This window comes from Collimonas sp. OK307 (genome assembly GCF_900113705.1).
GTDB lineage: Bacteria > Pseudomonadota > Gammaproteobacteria > Burkholderiales > Burkholderiaceae_D > Collimonas.
The window spans coordinates 635817-652376 of record NZ_FOQI01000001.1 but is presented as its reverse complement, the minus strand read 5'-3'; the positions used below and the strand labels follow the sequence as shown (position 1 = coordinate 652376).

The window sequence follows — 16560 nt, the reverse complement described above, 5'->3', positions numbered from 1 at the left end:
AGGAGAACCCTATGACCGTAACGACGACTATTGACTGGAGCGTTCAGCAAGTAGCTTCGCTGCAACGTTCGATTGCAGGCGGCGGCAAGCCTGGCCTCGCCCGAATGGAACAACTCGCAGGTAAGAGCGGGCGCGAAATTCTCGAAGCCATAATGTCCGGCGAGTTGCCGTACCCACCCATGAACGAGACCATGAACATGACGTTGCTAGAGGTGGGCGACGGACGTGCCGTGTTTCAAGGTATTCCGCTGCTACAGCACTACAACCCGTTGGGCTCGGTGCATGGTGGCTGGTTTGCCACGCTCCTGGACTCAGCGCTGGGCTGTGCAGTGCAAACCACGCTACCGGCCGGGCGTTCCTACACCACGGCCGAACTCAGCATAAACATTGTGCGACCAGCGTCACACAAGACGGGCCCGCTACGCGCGGTCGGCACGATTATCCACGTTGGTCGACAGATCGCCACGGCAGAGGCCCGTATCGAAGACGAAAAAGGCAAGCTGTACGCCCACGCGACTACAACCTGTTTTGTCTTCGACGTGCCGGTAGCTTGACGACAAGTAGCACTAGCTGACTGCAAGTTATTGGCTCCGGGCTGACGTTCATATTTGCGGCAGAGCAGCTCAAAAGCTCGGAAGAGTGGAGCAATGTAGCCGTCTGGGCCAAGCGCGCATAGAACAGGTTTGCTTGAGCTCGGTGGCGGGCCGCGCTCAAGCAAACGGATCATTCACTGTTACTTCGCCACGCAGCTGACGTCTCATTTCGGCCCATTCGATAAGCGCCTCCATGGAAGGCCCGAGCGCTATGCCTAGCGCCCCGAGGGTGTACTCAACCCGTGGGGGCACCTCTGGGTACGCCTTGCGCTTGACGATGCCATCCATTTCCAATTGCTTGAGTTGCTGGATGAGCATCTTCTGATTGACGCCATCGATCAGCCTCTCAAGGTGTTGTAGTTCTTACCTGCGCCCGCCATTTTTTCAAATACTGATCAATCAGGGCAGTGTGATATATCTGCGGTTCAGAATGATTCACGTCGCCGGATTTTCCGGCGGCCTTGATGTCATCGTTTTCCCAGGTCGTGACCAGGGTCTTGGCCTTATCGAAAGCGTCGCTAAAGGACGCACTGCCAGGTAATGATTTTTGGAAAAACGCTCTACCGAAATAGGTGAAGTCATTGTCGTCGGAACAGCCGAAGGAGGTCCTGTCCTGGCGTGCGGCGGCAATCACCATGGTGTGTTCGTCTTTTAACGGTGGAATGAAACCACCCGCGTAACAGGCCGAGACTACAACTACCTTCCAGCGTATGCCCGAATCGGACAGTAATTTCCCTAGCTCCTTTGCTTCAAGATTGCGTAACTCCATGCCATTCTGGGCCAGACTCAATTCATGATCCCGCGATCCGTGGCTGGTCAGGAACAGAAACAGAATGTCGTTTTCTTTGTCCATCCGGCTGGCGATGGCGTTCAGGCTTTCGCGGATGCTGGTCACTGTCGCCATCGGCGCCTGGGCGACCGTATTGCGGCTGTTCACTAGCACTACGGAACGTCCCTGGGTGCCAAAATCACGGTCGAATTGTTTACGGACAAAATCTGTCTCGCGGTGAAATACTTCTTGCGAACCGTCGCCGGCGACAGCTAGCAGGTACAGATTGATCTTGCCCGGTTCATGCGGCGCAATTGCGGCCAACGCCTTGTCGAGCAGGGTGCGCTGATTGTATAAGGCGGTTTCTATGTTCAGCCTGGCTTGCGCTTCAGCTTTCTTGTCGTCCAGGACGCCGTAGCTCCAGGTGCCGCGGTCCTCGGTGCGGCCATCTTTTTGTGGCGACGCGTAAGTAAGAACGCCTTCACCCTCATACATGCCGTAGGCAAAATTTCCTGTATAACGATCGCCTTTGGCGTTCCGGTAAGTCCCTTGTCCGTGGTATTTCCAGTTTTTGAATTCGCCTGTATAGCTGCTGCCGTCCTTACCGACGTAGTGTGCTTTCCCGGTCAGCCTGCCATCGGCAAAAATGCCTTCATAGACATTGCCGTTTGCATCGGTAAGGCGGCCACCACCTTGTGGGCGCCATTTCTTGAATGCGCCGACGTAGCGAGAACCCTTGTATACCTGGTAGATGCCATACCCTGTGAATTCTCCTTTGTCGAATTCGCCCACGTAGAATTCTTCATCTTTTACTTCGAATCGCCCTTTGCCTTGATATTGTCCGTTGGCGAATTCACCCGCATATGTGCGGCCGTCCTGGTACTTTATTACCCCTTTGCCGGTGTACGTTCCTTGCTTGAATTCGCCGTCATACAGGTAGCCTGTTTCTGAACGGTACTTTCCTGTTCCCGAAAACAGTCCTTTGTCAAAACTGCCTTCGTAGCTGGCGCCGCTCGGCCACTCTATTTTTCCCTGCCCCTGCATCTTGCCGTCTGCGAGCTGGCCATGATATTGGCCGCCGTCTGGCGTAATTGTGCCCGGAGCAGGTGGTGTTGCAGCGGCGGCGATCATCAGTCCCGAGAAAAATACGCATGTAGCTATCGCACTTGCGGCCATGAGGCTGCGGCCGCGATTGCCTTTTATAGTCTTGTTTTCATGCATATATTTTCCCGCTTCGAAGATTTTTGATTGTCGCAAGTTGCAGAGTGGCAATTTAACATGGAATGTTGTCTTTTTGCATAAAATCTAAAGTTGGAGGAGCTGTTGCTCTGTGCGCTATCGAACAAGCGAGCGTATTTCGGGTTTATACTCAAAACACGTTTCCAGCGTCGTCAGCGTTACTTCCAATAGCCAAACCAGCCTTGGAGTTTCATCATGGAGAAGCCTCCGGATCCCAGGAAAAACCATTTGCTCGCCGCGCTTCCGTACGCTGAATGGCAGCGTTGGCTACCACAGCTGGAAGCTGTCGAAATGCCGCTCGGCCAGGTACTGTACGAATCGGGTAGCACGCTGAATTATGTCTATTTCCCGACAACGTCCATCGTTTCGCTGCTGTATCTGCTGGAAGACGGCGCCTCGGCCGAGATCGCCGTGGTGGGTAACGAGGGCATCGTCGGCGTTTCCCTGTTCATGGGTGGCGAATCCACCCCTAGCCGCGCAGTGGTGCAAAGCGCCGGCCAGGGTTTTCGGCTGCGGGCGCAGGTAATGAAGGAGGAGTTCAACCGCGCCGGCCCGGTGCTGCACCTGCTGTTGCGCTACACCCAGGCTTTGATCACGCAGATGTCGCAGACGGCGGTGTGCAACCGGCACCATTCGCTGGACCAGCAGCTATGCCGCTGGTTGCTGTTAAGCCTGGATCGATTGCAGGGCAACGATCTGGTGATGACGCAGGAATTGATCGCCAACATGCTCGGCGTACGTCGTGAAGGCGTTACCGAGGCTGCGGGAAGTTTGCAGGCGGCAGGGCTGATACGCTATGTGCGCGGACACATCACTGTGTTGGACCGGGAAGGGCTAGAGCAACGCACCTGCGAATGTTATGCAGTGGTCAAGAAGGAGTGCGACCGGCTGCTTCCTGATAAATTGGCAATCTGAATCAAGACCGTCCGCCCGGCCGCTCTACATCGGGCGCGGCAATTAAATTCCCCTATGTGTGCTAACAGACAGTCAGGCGTGAATGCCGGCTGCAAACTACTGTTACTACCCGACATTGTATTTGCCAATAACGCGATCTTCATCTCGCCCCGGCCTCACGCAAATTAAGGTGGTGGGCCGGCATTAACCGGAGAACTGGTTTGGGCACCGTCGAGAATCATTTAATCGAACTGCTTCCGCGTAGGGAGCGGTTGCGTCTGCTTGCCGTCAGCGAATTGATTAATCTGGAGCCGGATGAAATATTGTGCGAGCCAGGCAAGCCTATCCATCATGTCTATTTTCCTATCGAAGCATCGATTTCGCTGTTGGCTTTGATTGATGGCAGCCCCGGTGTGGAGGTTGGCATGGTGGGGCGGGAAGGCATGTTGGGAGGGCAGATGGCGCTGGGGGTGGCCATGGCGCCGGTGCATGCGCTGGTACAAAACCCAGGCACTGTGCGGCGCATAAGTGTCAGCGCCTTCCGTAGCGAACTAGCGTGCAGCCCGGCTTTACAACGCGGCATGCACAATTATCTATATGTACGCATGGCGCAGATGATCACCTCGGCGGCGTGCCTGCGTTTTCATTTGATCGGACCGCGCCTGGCGCGCTGGCTCTTGATGAGCCAGGATCGGGCGCATTCCGACCACTTTCACGTTACCCATGAATTCCTGGCTGCCATGCTCGGTGTACGCCGCGAAGGCATCACAGCTGCCGCCAGCGCCTTGCAGCGTGACGGGCTGATAGAGTATCGGCGCGGCCAACTCAAGGTGCTTGACCGACCAGGGCTGGAAGCTGCTGCATGCGGTTGTTATGCGGTAGATCGGGAGGCTTATGCAGCGTTGCTGTAGTTAGCGATCACTGAAACACGCGTGGAAGCGGGCCGCGGCCTGCTATTTTTATAGCAAGACGCCGACAATTTTGTCAGGAGCAAGCGTATCGGCCCCGCCACGCAATTAACGAATTAACGCTTTCCTGCCTGATTACCGATTACACCGCCAACCGCAGCGCCGCCGACGGTGCCAAGTGCGCTACCGTTGGTCAATACTGCACCGCCGACGGCGCCTATACCGGCGCCGATCGCCGTGTCCGTGCCGCGGCGGGACATGCCGTCGCATGCGCTCAAACCGAGCACCATGAGCAGAGTCATTGCACCGACTGAAAGTTTTTGGTTCGTTTTCATGGAACACCTCTTTGTCAAATATTGAGTTATAGGGAAATGCCTACACCCTGGCTTTGAACATAACCTCAAAACAGTAATCGGTCGGTGCGGTGGCGCACCTAAGCATGCATTTTGTAACTTGTCCGATTTCGCAGCCGGTTGCCTCGCCGCCGCATTCGTGGCAGCATGTTCTGAAGTACTTTTCGCAGTCTGCAGTCAAGACTGGGAGTAACTACCGGGAGTAACCAGCTATGAATATCGACGAGCTAAAATCGGTGGCTAGCGCCATCGTTGCGCAACAGAAGGGTATCCTGGCCGCGGACGAAAGCGGGCCGACCATCAAGAAACGGTTCGATGCAATCAAACTTGAATGCACGGAAGAGAACCGCCGTCGCTATCGCGAAATCCTGTTCACTACCGAGGGTGTGGAGCCTTATATCGGTGGCGTCATTCTGTACGATGAGACGTTACGGCAGAGCAGTGCGGAGGGAACGCCTTTTGCCGAGCTGCTGACGCGCCGCGGCATCATCCCCGGCATCAAGGTAGATGGCGGCGCCAAGCCGCTGGCATTGCATGTGGGTGAAAAAATAACCGAAGGACTGGACGGCTTGCGCGAACGCCTTCAGGAGTATCAACAGCTGGGCGCCAGGTTTGCCAAATGGCGCGGCGTGATCGAGATTTATGAAAGCGACATCCCGAGTGCGTCTGCCATCCAGGCCAATGCCCACGCGCTGGCGCGCTACGCAGCGCTGTGCCAGGAAGTCGGCATTGTGCCTATCGTTGAGCCGGAAGTGCTGATGGACGGTTCCCATGGCATCCAGCGCTGCGAGGCGGTAACTTCACAGGTGCTGGAAATTGTGTTCGCCGAACTGGATGCGCAGCGCGTCGCGTTCGAGGGCATGCTGCTCAAGCCCAACATGGTCATCGCCGGCATGAAGTGCCCGCAGCAAGCCGATGTGCAGCAAGTTGCCGAGGCTACCATGCGTTGCTTGACACGTTATGTGCCCGCTGCCGTGCCTGGCATTGTCTTTTTGTCGGGCGGGCAAAGCGCACAAGATGCAACGGCCCATTTGAATGCCATGAACCGGCTCGGCGCGCATCCCTGGCCGGTGAGTTTTTCATACGGACGGGCGCTGCAGGCGCCGGTGTTGACGGCGTGGAAGGGACTGGAACAGAACGTGGCCGAAGCACAAAAAACCTTCTTCCGCCGTTGCCAGTTGAACGGCCTGGCGCATCTCGGCAAGTACGATAGCGCCATGGAGGCTACGCCGCCATAAGGGGGGCAGGGTGGACAGGGCGGACGCGGATCAGCCAGAGGTATTCCGTATCTTGGCGACCGGATGAGCGCGCAGGCGGAAGCCGTCCGGCATGCCCGATCCCAGCAAGGGTTGCAGGTAGAGTCGGAAAGCATCGGTGACGTCGGTGCCGCTGGCAGCGATCAGCTCGTCTTCCATGACCCTGGTTTTACCTGCTACCACATCCAGATCCAGCAATTCGTAGTCTACCGAGTAAGCACCGTTACGCTTGATGGCGACCGTGCCGTTGCGGCCTTCATGCACCGCAAACTGCAGCGCTTTTTCACCGACCTCACGCGCTTCTCGCTGGTCCACATCAGATACGCAGCCCATGAACGAGCGCTGCAGATAGCCGAAGGTATCGCCGCGGACGCGCTTGATATTCAATTTCGACTTGATCTCTTCGCACAGCAAATCGGCCAGGGCGCCATTGCCGGATAGTTGCACGTTGCCGTGGGCATCACGCTCCACCGTCTTCGCCAGCAGGCTGGCGATAGGCGTGCCCGATGCATCGTGTATGCCTTCGGAAACGGCAATCACGCAGCGGCCGAAGCGTTGATAGGCTTGTTTCACATCGGCCAGGAATTTCTCCAGTACAAAAACACGCTCCGGCAGATAAATCAGATGCGGCCCGTCATCGGGGAATTTTCTGCCTAGCGCCGATGCCGCCGTCAAAAATCCGGCGTGCCGACCCATCACCACGCCGACATAGACGCCGGGCAGGGACGCGTTATCGAGGTTGGCGCCGGCAAATGCCTGGGCTACGAAGCGCGCCGCCGACGGAAAGCCTGGCGTGTGGTCGTTGCTAACCAGATCGTTGTCGATGGTTTTGGGGATGTGGATGCAGCGTAACGGAAAGACCAGCTTTTCCGCCTCCAGGCTGAGAATGCGCAGCGTGTCGGATGAGTCGTTGCCGCCTATATAGAAAAAATGATTGATCTGGTGCGCTTGCAGCACCTGGATAATTTCCTGGCAATATTTGAGGTCGGGTTTGTCACGCGTCGATCCCAGCGCGGAAGATGGCGTGTTAGCCACCAGTTCCAGGTTGCTGCCGGTTTCCTGGCCGAGGTCGAGAAAGTCTTCGTTGACTATGCCGCGCACACCATTGCGTGCCCCGTACACCAGGTCGACATCAGGTATGCCGCGCGCTGCCAGGACCACTCCCACCAGCGATTGGTTGATGACGGCGGTAGGGCCGCCGCCTTGCGCGATAAGAATTCTTCTGGATTGCATTTGCATTCTCCCTGAACATTCACTATCGTTGAACGGAGCTGCCACTTTCCGATTCTACCCCCATCGTGCAGGCGCGGGCTAACGGCCTTCGGGGCAATAGCTTATTTCCCCCAGATTTTCTTATACTCCGCGCGGTAACCGTTATTCGGTTCAAAGGTGTTTTGCGGACCGCCGTGAAATGCGATGTTCTGCTCTGTGAGCAGATATGCAGGAGTGGCATAGGCGCTGGCTTTTTCGCCGGCAAACGAGCGATTCAACTCATCGATGATTTGCCAGCCTTGCTGGCTGAACGGTTCCGGCACGGTGGCGACCTGGAAGCTCTTGCTGCGGATGCGTCGATAGGCCGATTCAGAACCTTCTCCGGCTGATAGCGCCTCAATCTTGTTGCCGGCGATAATCGCCGCCGAGGCCGGCGTTGCCAGCAGATCAAGGTAGTTGTCATTGACACCGATGATGTGGGTCCATTTTTTACCGAAACGTTGCGTCAGCGAGGTGAGCAAGGCCGGCATCTTGTCGGCGGTGGTGGCTACAGGCAGTGCTTCTACACTGAGCAAGCTGCAGGTCCGGCATTGTTTGATTGCAGCCACTATCGCGTTCGATTTCGACTGCTCATACAGGCTGTTGGGATCGGTGAGAATCACCACCCCGGCCTTGCCGTTTGAATTGACTACTCCTAACAGGGCTGCAATCAACGCCTCTTCTTTAGGATCTGCGGTGACGTTGGTGAACAAGCCGTCGCTGGGGCCGATCCTGGTAGAGGCATGCCAGCCGATCACCGGCACCTTCTGGGCGTTGGCGTTGTTCATTTCCTTAGGTTGTTCGTTGGCGTCGATTCCAGCCAGGACGATGCCATTCGGCTGCAAGGCAAGCGCCCGGCTGAAGGCTTCCGCGTGTTTGCTGTTGACACCCCAGCAATCGATCACAAAAACGTCCCAGCCGGCTACTGCCGCCGCTTCTTTGACGCCGTTGGCAACGCGCATGACGCCATTGTTCTTGAGGTTAGAGGCAATCAGTACAATCGATTTTTTTTGTGCCGGAATTTTCGGGCCGCTGGTGGGGCCGTCCCAGGTGGTTTTGAAGGCCATCGCCTTGGCGATTCTGGCGTTGGCGCGGTTCAGGTATAGCGTTGGATCTTCCTGGGCGAATGCTGAACTGGTTAAACAAAAGACAAGTACTACCGTTACGAAATTAAAATTGATCAATTTCATTATTTTTATCCGGATTTGACTGCGTATGGTCGGAGCGGATTTCCCGCTTGTTTTTTTTATTGCAAACTAAAAGCTCCTGACTACTCCCTGTACTGCAACCGCCATATTTCTCCCTGAGCTAGTATTGACGCCGTTTTCAAGCAGATTGGCAGGCGTTGAAAACGGCGTCGGCAGCAGCGTGCCTTAGCTTACGCAAAGGTTAAATGCTTGTCTATTGGAAATCTATTCTAGAGTTGCCGCATGGAATGTATTTATGAAAATAAAATTATTATTTCGATAATCTTATCTATATCGATGCCCGACGTTTGCGTACCGGGGGCAAAATAACGAAAGGGCTACCTGTCGCGAAGACGGGTAGCCCTTATCGGTAACGGTAGATGCCGGCGACCGGCGGATTGCGGCTCAGGTCAGGGCCGAAGTGACTTTCAAGACTTCTTCTACCGTGGTGACGCCTTCCATTACCTTCAGCGCGCCGGCCAGGCGCAATGGTTTCATCCCATCGGCGATGCTTTGCTGTTTCAGCGCGTGGATGTCGGTTTCGGTCTGGATCAGTTTTGAGAACGGCTGGGTGACGGACAGCAGTTCGTACAGGCCGGTACGTCCACGGTAGCCGGTCTGGCGGCATTCCGGGCAGCCTACCGGATGATAGATGGTGGCAGGTTTCGGCAGGTTCCAGCTTTCAACCAGCGTGGCCCAGACTTCATCGGCGACATGGCCGTCTGCGCTTTTGCAGTGGATGCAAAGCGTGCGCACCAGGCGCTGCGCCATGATACCGATCAAGGTGGTTTCCAGCAGATAGTAAGGCACCCCCAGTTCCAGCAAGCGCATCACTGCCGACGGCGCATCGTTGGTATGCAGGGTCGACAGTACCAGATGGCCGGTAAGGGCCGCCTGGATGGCCATTTCCGCAGTTTCCAGATCGCGGATTTCGCCCACCATGATGATGTCCGGATCCTGCCGCATCAAAGCCCGCACGCCGTCGGCGAAGGTGAGGTCGATGCCGTGGTTGACCTGCATCTGGTTGAACGAAGGCTCCACCATTTCAATCGGATCTTCTACTGAGCAGACATTGACTTCGGAAGTGGCCAGCGCCTTCAGCGTGGTATACAGCGTCGTGGTTTTGCCGGAGCCGGTCGGGCCGGTTACCAGGATAATGCCATACGGCCGCTTGGTCAGCGCATCCCAGCGCAAGGCATCGTCAGTCGGGAAGCCCAGTTCCGGCAAGGTTTTCACCACCACATCCGGATCGAAAATCCGCATCACCAGTTTCTCGCCGAAGGCAGTCGGCAGGGTGGACAGGCGCAGTTCGATTTCCTGGCCGCCGGCGGTACGGGTCTTGATACGGCCGTCCTGCGGCCGGCGCTTTTCGATAACGTCCATCCGCCCCAGTAATTTGATACGCGCGGTCATGGCAATCATGACGACCGCCGGCACCTGGTACACCTGATGCAGGACGCCGTCGATACGGAAACGGATGGCGCTGAAATCGCGCTTTGGTTCCATGTGGATGTCGGAAGCGCGTTGTTCAAACGCGTATTGCCACAGCCAGTCGACGATATTGACGATATGCTGGTCGTTGGCGTCGACTTGCTTGTTGGATTTACCGAGTTCAACCAGTTGCTCGAAGTTGTTCCGCAGCGCCAGATCTTGTCCGCCTGTTTTGTGGGCGCTCTTGATCGATTTCGCCAGCGTGAAAAACTGCGTGATGTATTGCGTGATATCGAGCGGATTGGCAATCACCAGGCGGATGTTGCGGCGTGAAATCTTGGCGATTTCCGCCTGCCATTCGGTGCGGAACGGCTCGGCGGTGGCAATCACCAGGTCGGTCAGGCTCAGTTCAACCGGCAGGATATTGAAGCGCGTGGCATAACTGGCCGACATGACGTCGGCGACCTTGGCGAAATCGATCTTCAGCGGGTCGATCCGGTAGAACGGCATTTGCACCTGGCGCGCCAGCCACTCGGTGAGCCACTCGAGCGTGATGGCGCGGTGCGGCGGCAGCGCCGACAGGCGTTTGCACTGGGCGACCGCATTGAGTGGATGGATCGCAATCGGAGCGTTGCGGAAAATTCCCTGCGCCTGGGTGTAAAAGAGTTTGACTTCGTTTTTGTCGACCGTGCCATCGTTCAGCAACCAGGTGAAGATTTGCTGCAAGTCCAAGGTTTTTTGCGATGCAGTGTTCATTGCAATAGGGATGTCGGTTGGTTGAGCCAGGTTTATCTGATGTGCTTATCTTCAATTGAATTGAATTGAATTGAGAAGCACTACATTAATCTCTTTATCTCTTACTGCGGCGAATGCCAGGCCTTCAATCCATTGACCCACGATTTGGCCGGCAGCCTGGTGGCTGCGGTAATTTCGGCTGCGCGCTCGTACAAGGCGCTGAAATCGACTGGCGGCGCTTTTTTGAACGCGATGGCGATGACATTGCCTTCGTGGACTTCTGGCAGGCACCAGACAGCGTCGAAGGCAAATTTCATGGCTTTCAGGTTCTTGGCATAGCTTGGATGGTCGCCAAACAGGTTGACCGTCATGATACCGTCATCCTTCAGGCAAGCTGCGCAAGCACTGTAGAACTCAGGCGTATCCAGTACCGGGCCGCGTGCGGTGGCGTCGTACAGATCGACCTGCAGGGCATCGATGGTGTCGTGGTTATGCGGATCGAGCACGTAATCCATGGCGTCCATTTCCAGCACTGACAGCCGTTCGTCGTCGGCGGGCAGTTTGAACATCAATGAGCAAATCGCCAATACCGACGGGTTCAGTTCGATTGCGGTGACACGGGCCTCAGGAAACTGGCGATAGCTGAACTTGGTCAGCGCCGCGGTGCCCAGGCCCAGTTGCACGATGTGTTGCGGTTCCGGATTAAACAGCATCCAGGCCATCATCTGCTGGGCGTATTCCAGTTCAGGCCAGTCAGGCTTGCGCAGCCGCATGGCGCCTTGCACCCATTCGGTGCCGAAATGGAGGAAGCGTACGCCGTCTTGTTCGGACAAGGTTACCGGGGCGAATTTGGGTTTGCGTGCGGCCTTGACGGCGTCTTTTGCCGGATGTTTGCCGGGGCCGGCCATCCGGGGAGCTGCTTTGCGGGGACCGGCCATGCGGTTGGCATCGGCTTCGATGGATTTGCGTTTGATCAGCATTAGGTGAAATTTAGTAGCAACAAATAGAGTTGGATCAAAAAATAAATGACTATCTCCCAATGATACCGCGCCACAGGAGCAATTCCTGGGTAAATGTTGTCCGGGTGTTGTCAAAATGGCAGTGTGCAAGTGTTAGATACCGCCGATTCCAGATTCAAGCCGCTCCTGCAGAGAATAGCGTTGCATGCAGCGTTGTATGCTGGCGAGAAAGGCAAGATCGGCAGCATTCATCTTGCGCTCGCGATTCCACAATACATCTACGTCGACATCGATCAGTCCCTCATCCGGCGGCAGACGCCACAGGCGCTGCTGGGCCAGGTCAGCTCGCACAATATGCTCCGGCAGGCAGCCGATGCCAAAGCCGGCAAAGATCAGGCGCCGAACTTCATCCAGGCTCGGAGACGATGCCACGATACGCCCCGTAAATCCCTTCTGATCGCGAAATACCGTCAGCGGCGACAGGCTGTCGCCGATCTGGTCGCTGGTGAACGAGACAAAATTCTCTGCCAGTAAATCGTTCATGGTGAGTTGTGAACGGCCAAACAGGCGATGGTGCGGGCCGCAGAACAGTGCATAGCGCTGCCGCAGAAAACAGTGCCGCTCTAGCTTGTCAATCGGGCTGCGGCACAGGCTCAAACCTACCGTTGCGGTTTTTTGCAGGAGCGAAGAAATGATGTCCGACGAACGCATCACTTCAATTTGCAGTTCGATCCGGGGGTAGGCGCGATGAAAGTCGGCCAGGAATTCGTCATAAACGGCGGAGTCGATCCGGCTGATCGTCAATAAGCGGATCGAGCCTGTAATGTCGTCGGTCTTGTCATCCAGCTCGGTTTCGAGGCGCGTGATGTGACCATAGATGTCGCCGGCAATCCGGTAAACCTCTTCACCAGCCGCGGTCGTTTCGAAGTGCGGTCCGCGCCGCTGGATCAGAGTGTGACCAAGGGTTTCTTCCAGCCGTTTCAGGGCCTGACTGACTGCCGGTTGCGTGACGTGCAGCCTGGCCGCGGCGCGGCTCACGCTACGCTCCTGGACGATGATCAGGTAGGTACGCAGCAGATTCCAGTCGAGCCGGTTGTTCAAATAATGCGAAATGTCGAGGCGCATGGGGATATTGTTGTCGATGTAGATACATTAGTTAAATTTATATCGTGAATAATAATTGAAAATTTGACTAATGATAGGGCCGGATCGACAATTTGGCGGTACTCCCAAGCTGCTTGAGGCGTATCCGGTGACCGCAACGGCGGCGTCGCGTTTTAAAAAAGTGCGCCGCAATCTCTCTGCGAGCGTACTAAAAGGAGATTACATGACAGCTTCAACACCTTCTTCGCGCCAGCCGGTACGGGCCGCGACTGCCGCTTTCATCGGCACCATGATCGAGTGGTACGACTTCTACATATACGCGATGGCCGCTGCGCTGGTCTTCGGCGAGTTGTTCTTCCCGTCGAACGATCCGTTCTTCAGCACCATGGCGTCATTCGCCACCTTTGCCGTCGGCTTCTTTGCGCGACCGATAGGCGGGATCGTGTTTGGCCACTTGGGCGACAAGATCGGTCGCAAAAAGGCTTTGATGACGACATTGATGATGATGGGCGTGGCGACCGTCTGTATCGGCCTGCTGCCCTCCTTTTCAAAAGTCGGGATACTGGCGCCGGTGTTGCTGGTGCTGCTGCGCGTGGTGCAGGGCATTGCGGTCGGCGGCGAGTGGGGCGGTGCTGTGTTGATGGCGGGCGAGCATGCGCCAAAGGGCCGTCGTACTTTCTTTGCCTCGTTCGCGCAGCTCGGCAGTCCGGCCGGACTGATACTCGCCTTGACTGCATTTCGCGCTGTCAGCTCGATGGATAAGGCCGCATTCCTGGACTGGGGCTGGCGCTTGCCGTTTCTAGCCAGTGCGATTTTGTTGATTGTCGGGATTCTGATCCGTCTCGGCGTCAACGAATCGCCGGAGTTCCAGCAAGCCAAGGAGTTGCGCAAGACCGTCAAGCTGCCGATTGCCGAAGTATTCCGCTCTTCCTCGGGACTGGTGTTTCTATGCATCGGCGCGAACACGATCGGGATTGCCGGAGTCTACTTCACCAACACATTCATGATCGCTTACACCACCCAATATGTCGGGGTGACCAAGGCGTTGATACTCGATTGCCTGTTCGCGGTTGCCATCATTCAGTTCTGCGTGCAGCCACTGGCGGCCAAACTGGCTGAGCGCATCGGCAGTGCCCGGTTTTTGAAGCTGGCGGCATTGGCGGCGATGATTTCTCCCTATCCGATGTTCGTGCTGGTGCAGAGCGGTGAAGTGGTTCCCATGGTCATCGGCATTGCGCTTGCCGTGGTCTGCATGGCTGGTTTCTATTCGGTTATCGCCGGTTATGTCAGTGCCTTGTTCCCGACCAATGTGCGCTACTCGGCAATCTCTCTGTCCTATCAAGTGTGCGGTGCTGTAGCCGGTGGCTTGACGCCGCTGGCCGGCACCTATCTGGCACATCGTTTCATTGGTCAATGGTGGCCACTGGCGGTTTTCTACACGTGTCTGGCGGGCATCTCATTGCTGAGTATTGTCGTACTCGACGCCAGAAGCAAGCGCCGTGCGGCTGCCGGCGAGGAACTGCTGGCGGTCTGAAACCTGTTTTTTCTAAACGAATTTTTAATGATTACTAAAGATTACTGTTAGGGATTGATTATGTTGCAAGTGAACGGCGAGCGCCTGTGGGCCAGCCTGATGGAGATGGCGCAGGTCGGCGCAACAGCCCGTGGCGGGGTGCGTCGTCTGGCGCTGACGGATGAAGACCGGCGTAGTCGCGACCTGTTTTCGCACTGGTGCCGGGATGCCGGCATGAGCGTCAGTGTTGATCAGGTCGGTAACGTGTTTGCGCGGCGGGCCGGCCTGGATGCTGAACAGGCGCCGGTGTTGATCGGGAGTCATCTCGATACGCAGCCTGAAGGAGGACGCTTCGATGGCGTGTACGGGGTACTGGCCGGACTCGAACTGGTGCGGGCCCTGAATGATGCCGGCGTGACGACCCGCAAGCCGATCGACATCGTCTCGTGGACCAACGAAGAAGGTGCGCGCTTCACGCCTGCGATGCTCGGCTCGGCAGTCTTCACCGGCGCGACGCCGCTGGCGGAAGCATTGGCAAAGAGCGATGTGCAGGGTATTACGCTGGCAGATGCGCTCGATAGCAGCGGCTATCGCGGCATGCGTGCGGCCACCGGCAATACGGTTGATGCCTACTTTGAAGTACACATCGAACAAGGCCCGGTTCTGGAGAACAACGGTACGACGATTGGCGTCGTGACAGGCGGCCAGGCGATTCGCTGGCTTGATGTCACACTCACAGGTGTTGCCGCGCACGCCGGTACGACGCCGATGCGCTATCGCAAGGATGCATTCTTTGCCTGCGCACAGATCGCTGCGGAACTGGAACAGATAGTGGAACAATATGCACCGCGTGGACTGATAACGATCGGTCAGGTTGATATTCCCAATTCGTCCCGTAATACAATCGCCGGACAGATCGCGTTCACGGTCGACCTGCGCCACCCTGACGACGCACAACTGGACGCGATGGAGCGCGATCTGCGCGGGGCCTGTGCCCGCGTTGCTCAGGCACGTGGCGTGAATCTGCAGGTGTCTACATACTGGAGCAGTCCTGCCACGCCTTTCGATCCGGTATGCGTGGCGCTGGTGGCGCAGGCGGTCGAGGCGCTCGGGTATTCGCACGAGCGGATTGTCAGCGGAGCAGGGCACGATGCGATTCATCTGGCGCGCCATTGCCCTAGCGCGATGGTATTCATTCCTTGCGTCGATGGTTTGTCGCATAACGAAGCGGAAGACGCCTTACCGGACGACGTGACGCGCGGTGCGAATGTGCTGCTCGGCGCGGTACTGGCGCGCGCCGGCCTGATCGGCAGATCGTCACCAGGGGAATAACAATGCTGACCTATTTTCATCCGGAACAATTACTGCATCACCCGCGTAGCTATCTGTCGCGTGGACAGATGCGCACGCCGCAAGAAATTCCCGAGCGCGCTGCGCGTCTGGTCGCGGCCTCGAAAGCGCTCGGTTTCGATGTCCGCGAGCCGGCCGATTTCGGTATGGCCCCCTTGCAGGCGGTGCACGACGCGGGCTATTTGCGCTTTCTTGAGGCAGCCCATGGCGAATGGAAAAAGATACCGGACGACTGGGGCGACGAGGTCATGTCGAACATCTATATACGCGATCCGAATCCATTGCGCGGTGTGCTGGCGCAGGCGGCGCGGTTTCTGGCAGACGGCAGTTGCCCGATAGGAGCGAATACCTGGCGCTCGGCATACTGGTCGGCGCAGAGCGCGCTGGCCGCAGCGGCGGCCATCAACGATGGCGCGCGCCAGGCCTACGCGCTGTGTCGTCCGCCCGGCCATCATGCGCGTGCCGATGGCGCCGGCGGTTTTTGTTATATTAACAATGCTGCTGCTGCCGCACAGGCGTTGCGTAGCCGCTTTGGCCGTGTCGCGATTCTGGATACCGACATGCATCATGGTCAGGGCGTGCAGGAAATTTTCTATGACCGCAGTGACGTGCTGTACGTCTCGATTCACGGTGACCCGACAAATTTTTATCCGGTAGTCGCCGGTTATGAGGAAGAGCACGGGGTAGGGGCGGGCGATGGCTTTAATGTCAATTTTCCAATGCCGCATGGATCGTCGGAGAAATTATTCTTCGAACGGGTCGAAGACGCCTTAGACACATTAAAACGCTTCGCGCCGGACGTGGTGGTGCTGGCGCTGGGTTTTGATATTTATAAAGAGGACTCGCAATCGCGCGTGGCAGTGACGACCGACGGCTTCAGGCGCCTGGGCGACGCAGTCGGCGCGCTAGGCTTGCCTACGGCAATTGTGCAGGAAGGCGGATATCACATCGAAAGCCTGGAAGCTAATGCGGCTGCATTCTTTGGCGGCTTTGCCGGCGCCCGTTAATCATATGGTGC

At 56.8% G+C, this 16560-nt stretch carries 14 protein-coding genes and 1 pseudogene; 7 read left to right on the top strand and 8 right to left on the bottom strand.

Annotation, left to right across the window (positions count from 1 at the left end; translation table 11 throughout):
• The first annotated feature begins 11 nt into the window (after positions 1 to 11).
• The gene (locus tag BM205_RS02930; protein ID WP_092412316.1) at positions 12 to 554 is read left to right on the top strand and encodes a PaaI family thioesterase; all 543 of its coding nucleotides are present in this window, start codon (positions 12 to 14) and stop codon (positions 552 to 554) included.
• A 156-nt stretch (positions 555 to 710) separates the two neighbouring features.
• On the opposite strand, the pseudogene BM205_RS02925 reads toward BM205_RS02930, so the two are convergent.
• Positions 711 to 944, bottom strand: a pseudogene (locus tag BM205_RS02925) (winged helix-turn-helix transcriptional regulator); the annotation flags it as partial.
• Positions 940 to 2493, bottom strand: a complete 1554-nt coding sequence (locus BM205_RS02920) for a C13 family peptidase (protein ID WP_256381753.1) — start codon at positions 2491 to 2493, stop codon at positions 940 to 942. The gene BM205_RS02920 and the pseudogene BM205_RS02925, both read right to left, overlap by 5 nt.
• A gap of 303 nt (positions 2494 to 2796) precedes the next feature.
• Between BM205_RS02920 and BM205_RS02915 the strand changes: the two genes are divergently transcribed.
• Together BM205_RS02915 and BM205_RS02910 are read left to right on the top strand one after the other, a co-directional pair.
• Positions 2797 to 3516 carry a Crp/Fnr family transcriptional regulator gene (locus tag BM205_RS02915; RefSeq protein ID WP_092412310.1) on the top strand — a complete coding sequence of 240 codons (720 nt, stop codon included), beginning with the start codon at positions 2797 to 2799 and terminating at the stop codon, positions 3514 to 3516.
• A 200-nt stretch (positions 3517 to 3716) separates the two neighbouring features.
• Positions 3717 to 4406, top strand: a complete 690-nt coding sequence (locus BM205_RS02910; RefSeq protein ID WP_092412308.1) for a Crp/Fnr family transcriptional regulator — start codon at positions 3717 to 3719, stop codon at positions 4404 to 4406.
• Positions 4407 to 4519: 113 nt separating this feature from the next.
• Here the strand turns inward: BM205_RS02910 and BM205_RS02905 are convergent, their stop codons facing one another.
• On the bottom strand, positions 4520 to 4738 hold the full coding sequence (locus BM205_RS02905; RefSeq protein WP_092412306.1) for a glycine zipper 2TM domain-containing protein: 219 nt from the start codon (positions 4736 to 4738) through the stop codon (positions 4520 to 4522).
• A 230-nt stretch (positions 4739 to 4968) separates the two neighbouring features.
• Between BM205_RS02905 and BM205_RS02900 the strand changes: the two genes are divergently transcribed.
• Positions 4969 to 5994 carry a class I fructose-bisphosphate aldolase gene (locus BM205_RS02900; protein WP_092412304.1) on the top strand — a complete coding sequence of 342 codons (1026 nt, stop codon included), beginning with the start codon at positions 4969 to 4971 and terminating at the stop codon, positions 5992 to 5994.
• 30 nt (positions 5995 to 6024) lie between these two features.
• On the opposite strand, the gene BM205_RS02895 is transcribed toward BM205_RS02900, so the two are convergent.
• The 5 genes from BM205_RS02895 to BM205_RS02875 form a co-directional block, all read right to left on the bottom strand.
• Entirely contained in the window at positions 6025 to 7245 is a 1221-nt protein-coding gene (locus BM205_RS02895) for a 6-phosphofructokinase (protein ID WP_092412302.1), read from the bottom strand.
• Between the two features lie 101 nt (positions 7246 to 7346).
• The gene (locus BM205_RS02890) at positions 7347 to 8453 is read right to left on the bottom strand and encodes a substrate-binding domain-containing protein (protein ID WP_092412300.1); all 1107 of its coding nucleotides are present in this window, start codon (positions 8451 to 8453) and stop codon (positions 7347 to 7349) included.
• Positions 8454 to 8855: 402 nt separating this feature from the next.
• Positions 8856 to 10637: a type IV pilus assembly ATPase TfpB gene (locus BM205_RS02885; RefSeq protein WP_092412298.1), complete on the bottom strand. Its 1782-nt coding sequence runs from the start codon at positions 10635 to 10637 to the stop codon at positions 8856 to 8858.
• 101 nt (positions 10638 to 10738) lie between these two features.
• Positions 10739 to 11596 carry a spermine/spermidine synthase domain-containing protein gene (locus tag BM205_RS02880; protein ID WP_092412296.1) on the bottom strand — a complete coding sequence of 286 codons (858 nt, stop codon included), beginning with the start codon at positions 11594 to 11596 and terminating at the stop codon, positions 10739 to 10741.
• A 132-nt stretch (positions 11597 to 11728) separates the two neighbouring features.
• The gene (locus tag BM205_RS02875) at positions 11729 to 12700 is read right to left on the bottom strand and encodes a LysR family transcriptional regulator (protein ID WP_092412294.1); all 972 of its coding nucleotides are present in this window, start codon (positions 12698 to 12700) and stop codon (positions 11729 to 11731) included.
• A 202-nt stretch (positions 12701 to 12902) separates the two neighbouring features.
• Between BM205_RS02875 and BM205_RS02870 the strand changes: the two genes are divergently transcribed.
• Genes BM205_RS02870 through BM205_RS02860 form a run of 3 tightly spaced genes read left to right on the top strand, consistent with a single transcriptional unit; the run spans position 12903 to position 16549 of the window.
• Complete coding sequence (locus BM205_RS02870; protein ID WP_092412292.1) at positions 12903 to 14213, top strand: MFS transporter; 1311 nt, start codon at positions 12903 to 12905, stop codon at positions 14211 to 14213.
• Positions 14214 to 14273: 60 nt separating this feature from the next.
• Positions 14274 to 15524: a Zn-dependent hydrolase gene (locus tag BM205_RS02865; protein ID WP_092412290.1), complete on the top strand. Its 1251-nt coding sequence runs from the start codon at positions 14274 to 14276 to the stop codon at positions 15522 to 15524.
• A gap of 2 nt (positions 15525 to 15526) precedes the next feature.
• Positions 15527 to 16549 (top strand): histone deacetylase family protein, encoded by a 1023-nt coding sequence (locus BM205_RS02860; RefSeq protein ID WP_092412288.1) that lies wholly within the window; start codon positions 15527 to 15529, stop codon positions 16547 to 16549.
• The last annotated feature ends 11 nt before the right edge of the window (positions 16550 to 16560 follow it).

Bases quoted from the DNA above. Each gene is read 5' to 3' on its own strand.
- BM205_RS02920 (WP_256381753.1), bottom strand. From the start codon at position 2,493: ATGATCGCCGCCGCTGCAACACCACCTGCTCCGGGCACAATTACGCCA.
- BM205_RS02895 (WP_092412302.1), bottom strand. From the start codon at position 7,245: ATGCAATCCAGAAGAATTCTTATCGCGCAAGGCGGCGGCCCTACCGCC.
- BM205_RS02885 (WP_092412298.1), bottom strand. From the start codon at position 10,637: ATGAACACTGCATCGCAAAAAACCTTGGACTTGCAGCAAATCTTCACC.
- BM205_RS02875 (WP_092412294.1), bottom strand. From the start codon at position 12,700: ATGCGCCTCGACATTTCGCATTATTTGAACAACCGGCTCGACTGGAAT.
- BM205_RS02880 (WP_092412296.1), bottom strand. From the start codon at position 11,596: ATGCTGATCAAACGCAAATCCATCGAAGCCGATGCCAACCGCATGGCC.
- BM205_RS02930 (WP_092412316.1), top strand. From the start codon at position 12: ATGACCGTAACGACGACTATTGACTGGAGCGTTCAGCAAGTAGCTTCG.
- BM205_RS02865 (WP_092412290.1), top strand. From the start codon at position 14,274: ATGTTGCAAGTGAACGGCGAGCGCCTGTGGGCCAGCCTGATGGAGATG.
- BM205_RS02905 (WP_092412306.1), bottom strand. From the start codon at position 4,738: ATGAAAACGAACCAAAAACTTTCAGTCGGTGCAATGACTCTGCTCATG.
- BM205_RS02890 (WP_092412300.1), bottom strand. From the start codon at position 8,453: ATGAAATTGATCAATTTTAATTTCGTAACGGTAGTACTTGTCTTTTGT.
- BM205_RS02915 (WP_092412310.1), top strand. From the start codon at position 2,797: ATGGAGAAGCCTCCGGATCCCAGGAAAAACCATTTGCTCGCCGCGCTT.
- BM205_RS02870 (WP_092412292.1), top strand. From the start codon at position 12,903: ATGACAGCTTCAACACCTTCTTCGCGCCAGCCGGTACGGGCCGCGACT.
- BM205_RS02900 (WP_092412304.1), top strand. From the start codon at position 4,969: ATGAATATCGACGAGCTAAAATCGGTGGCTAGCGCCATCGTTGCGCAA.
- BM205_RS02860 (WP_092412288.1), top strand. From the start codon at position 15,527: ATGCTGACCTATTTTCATCCGGAACAATTACTGCATCACCCGCGTAGC.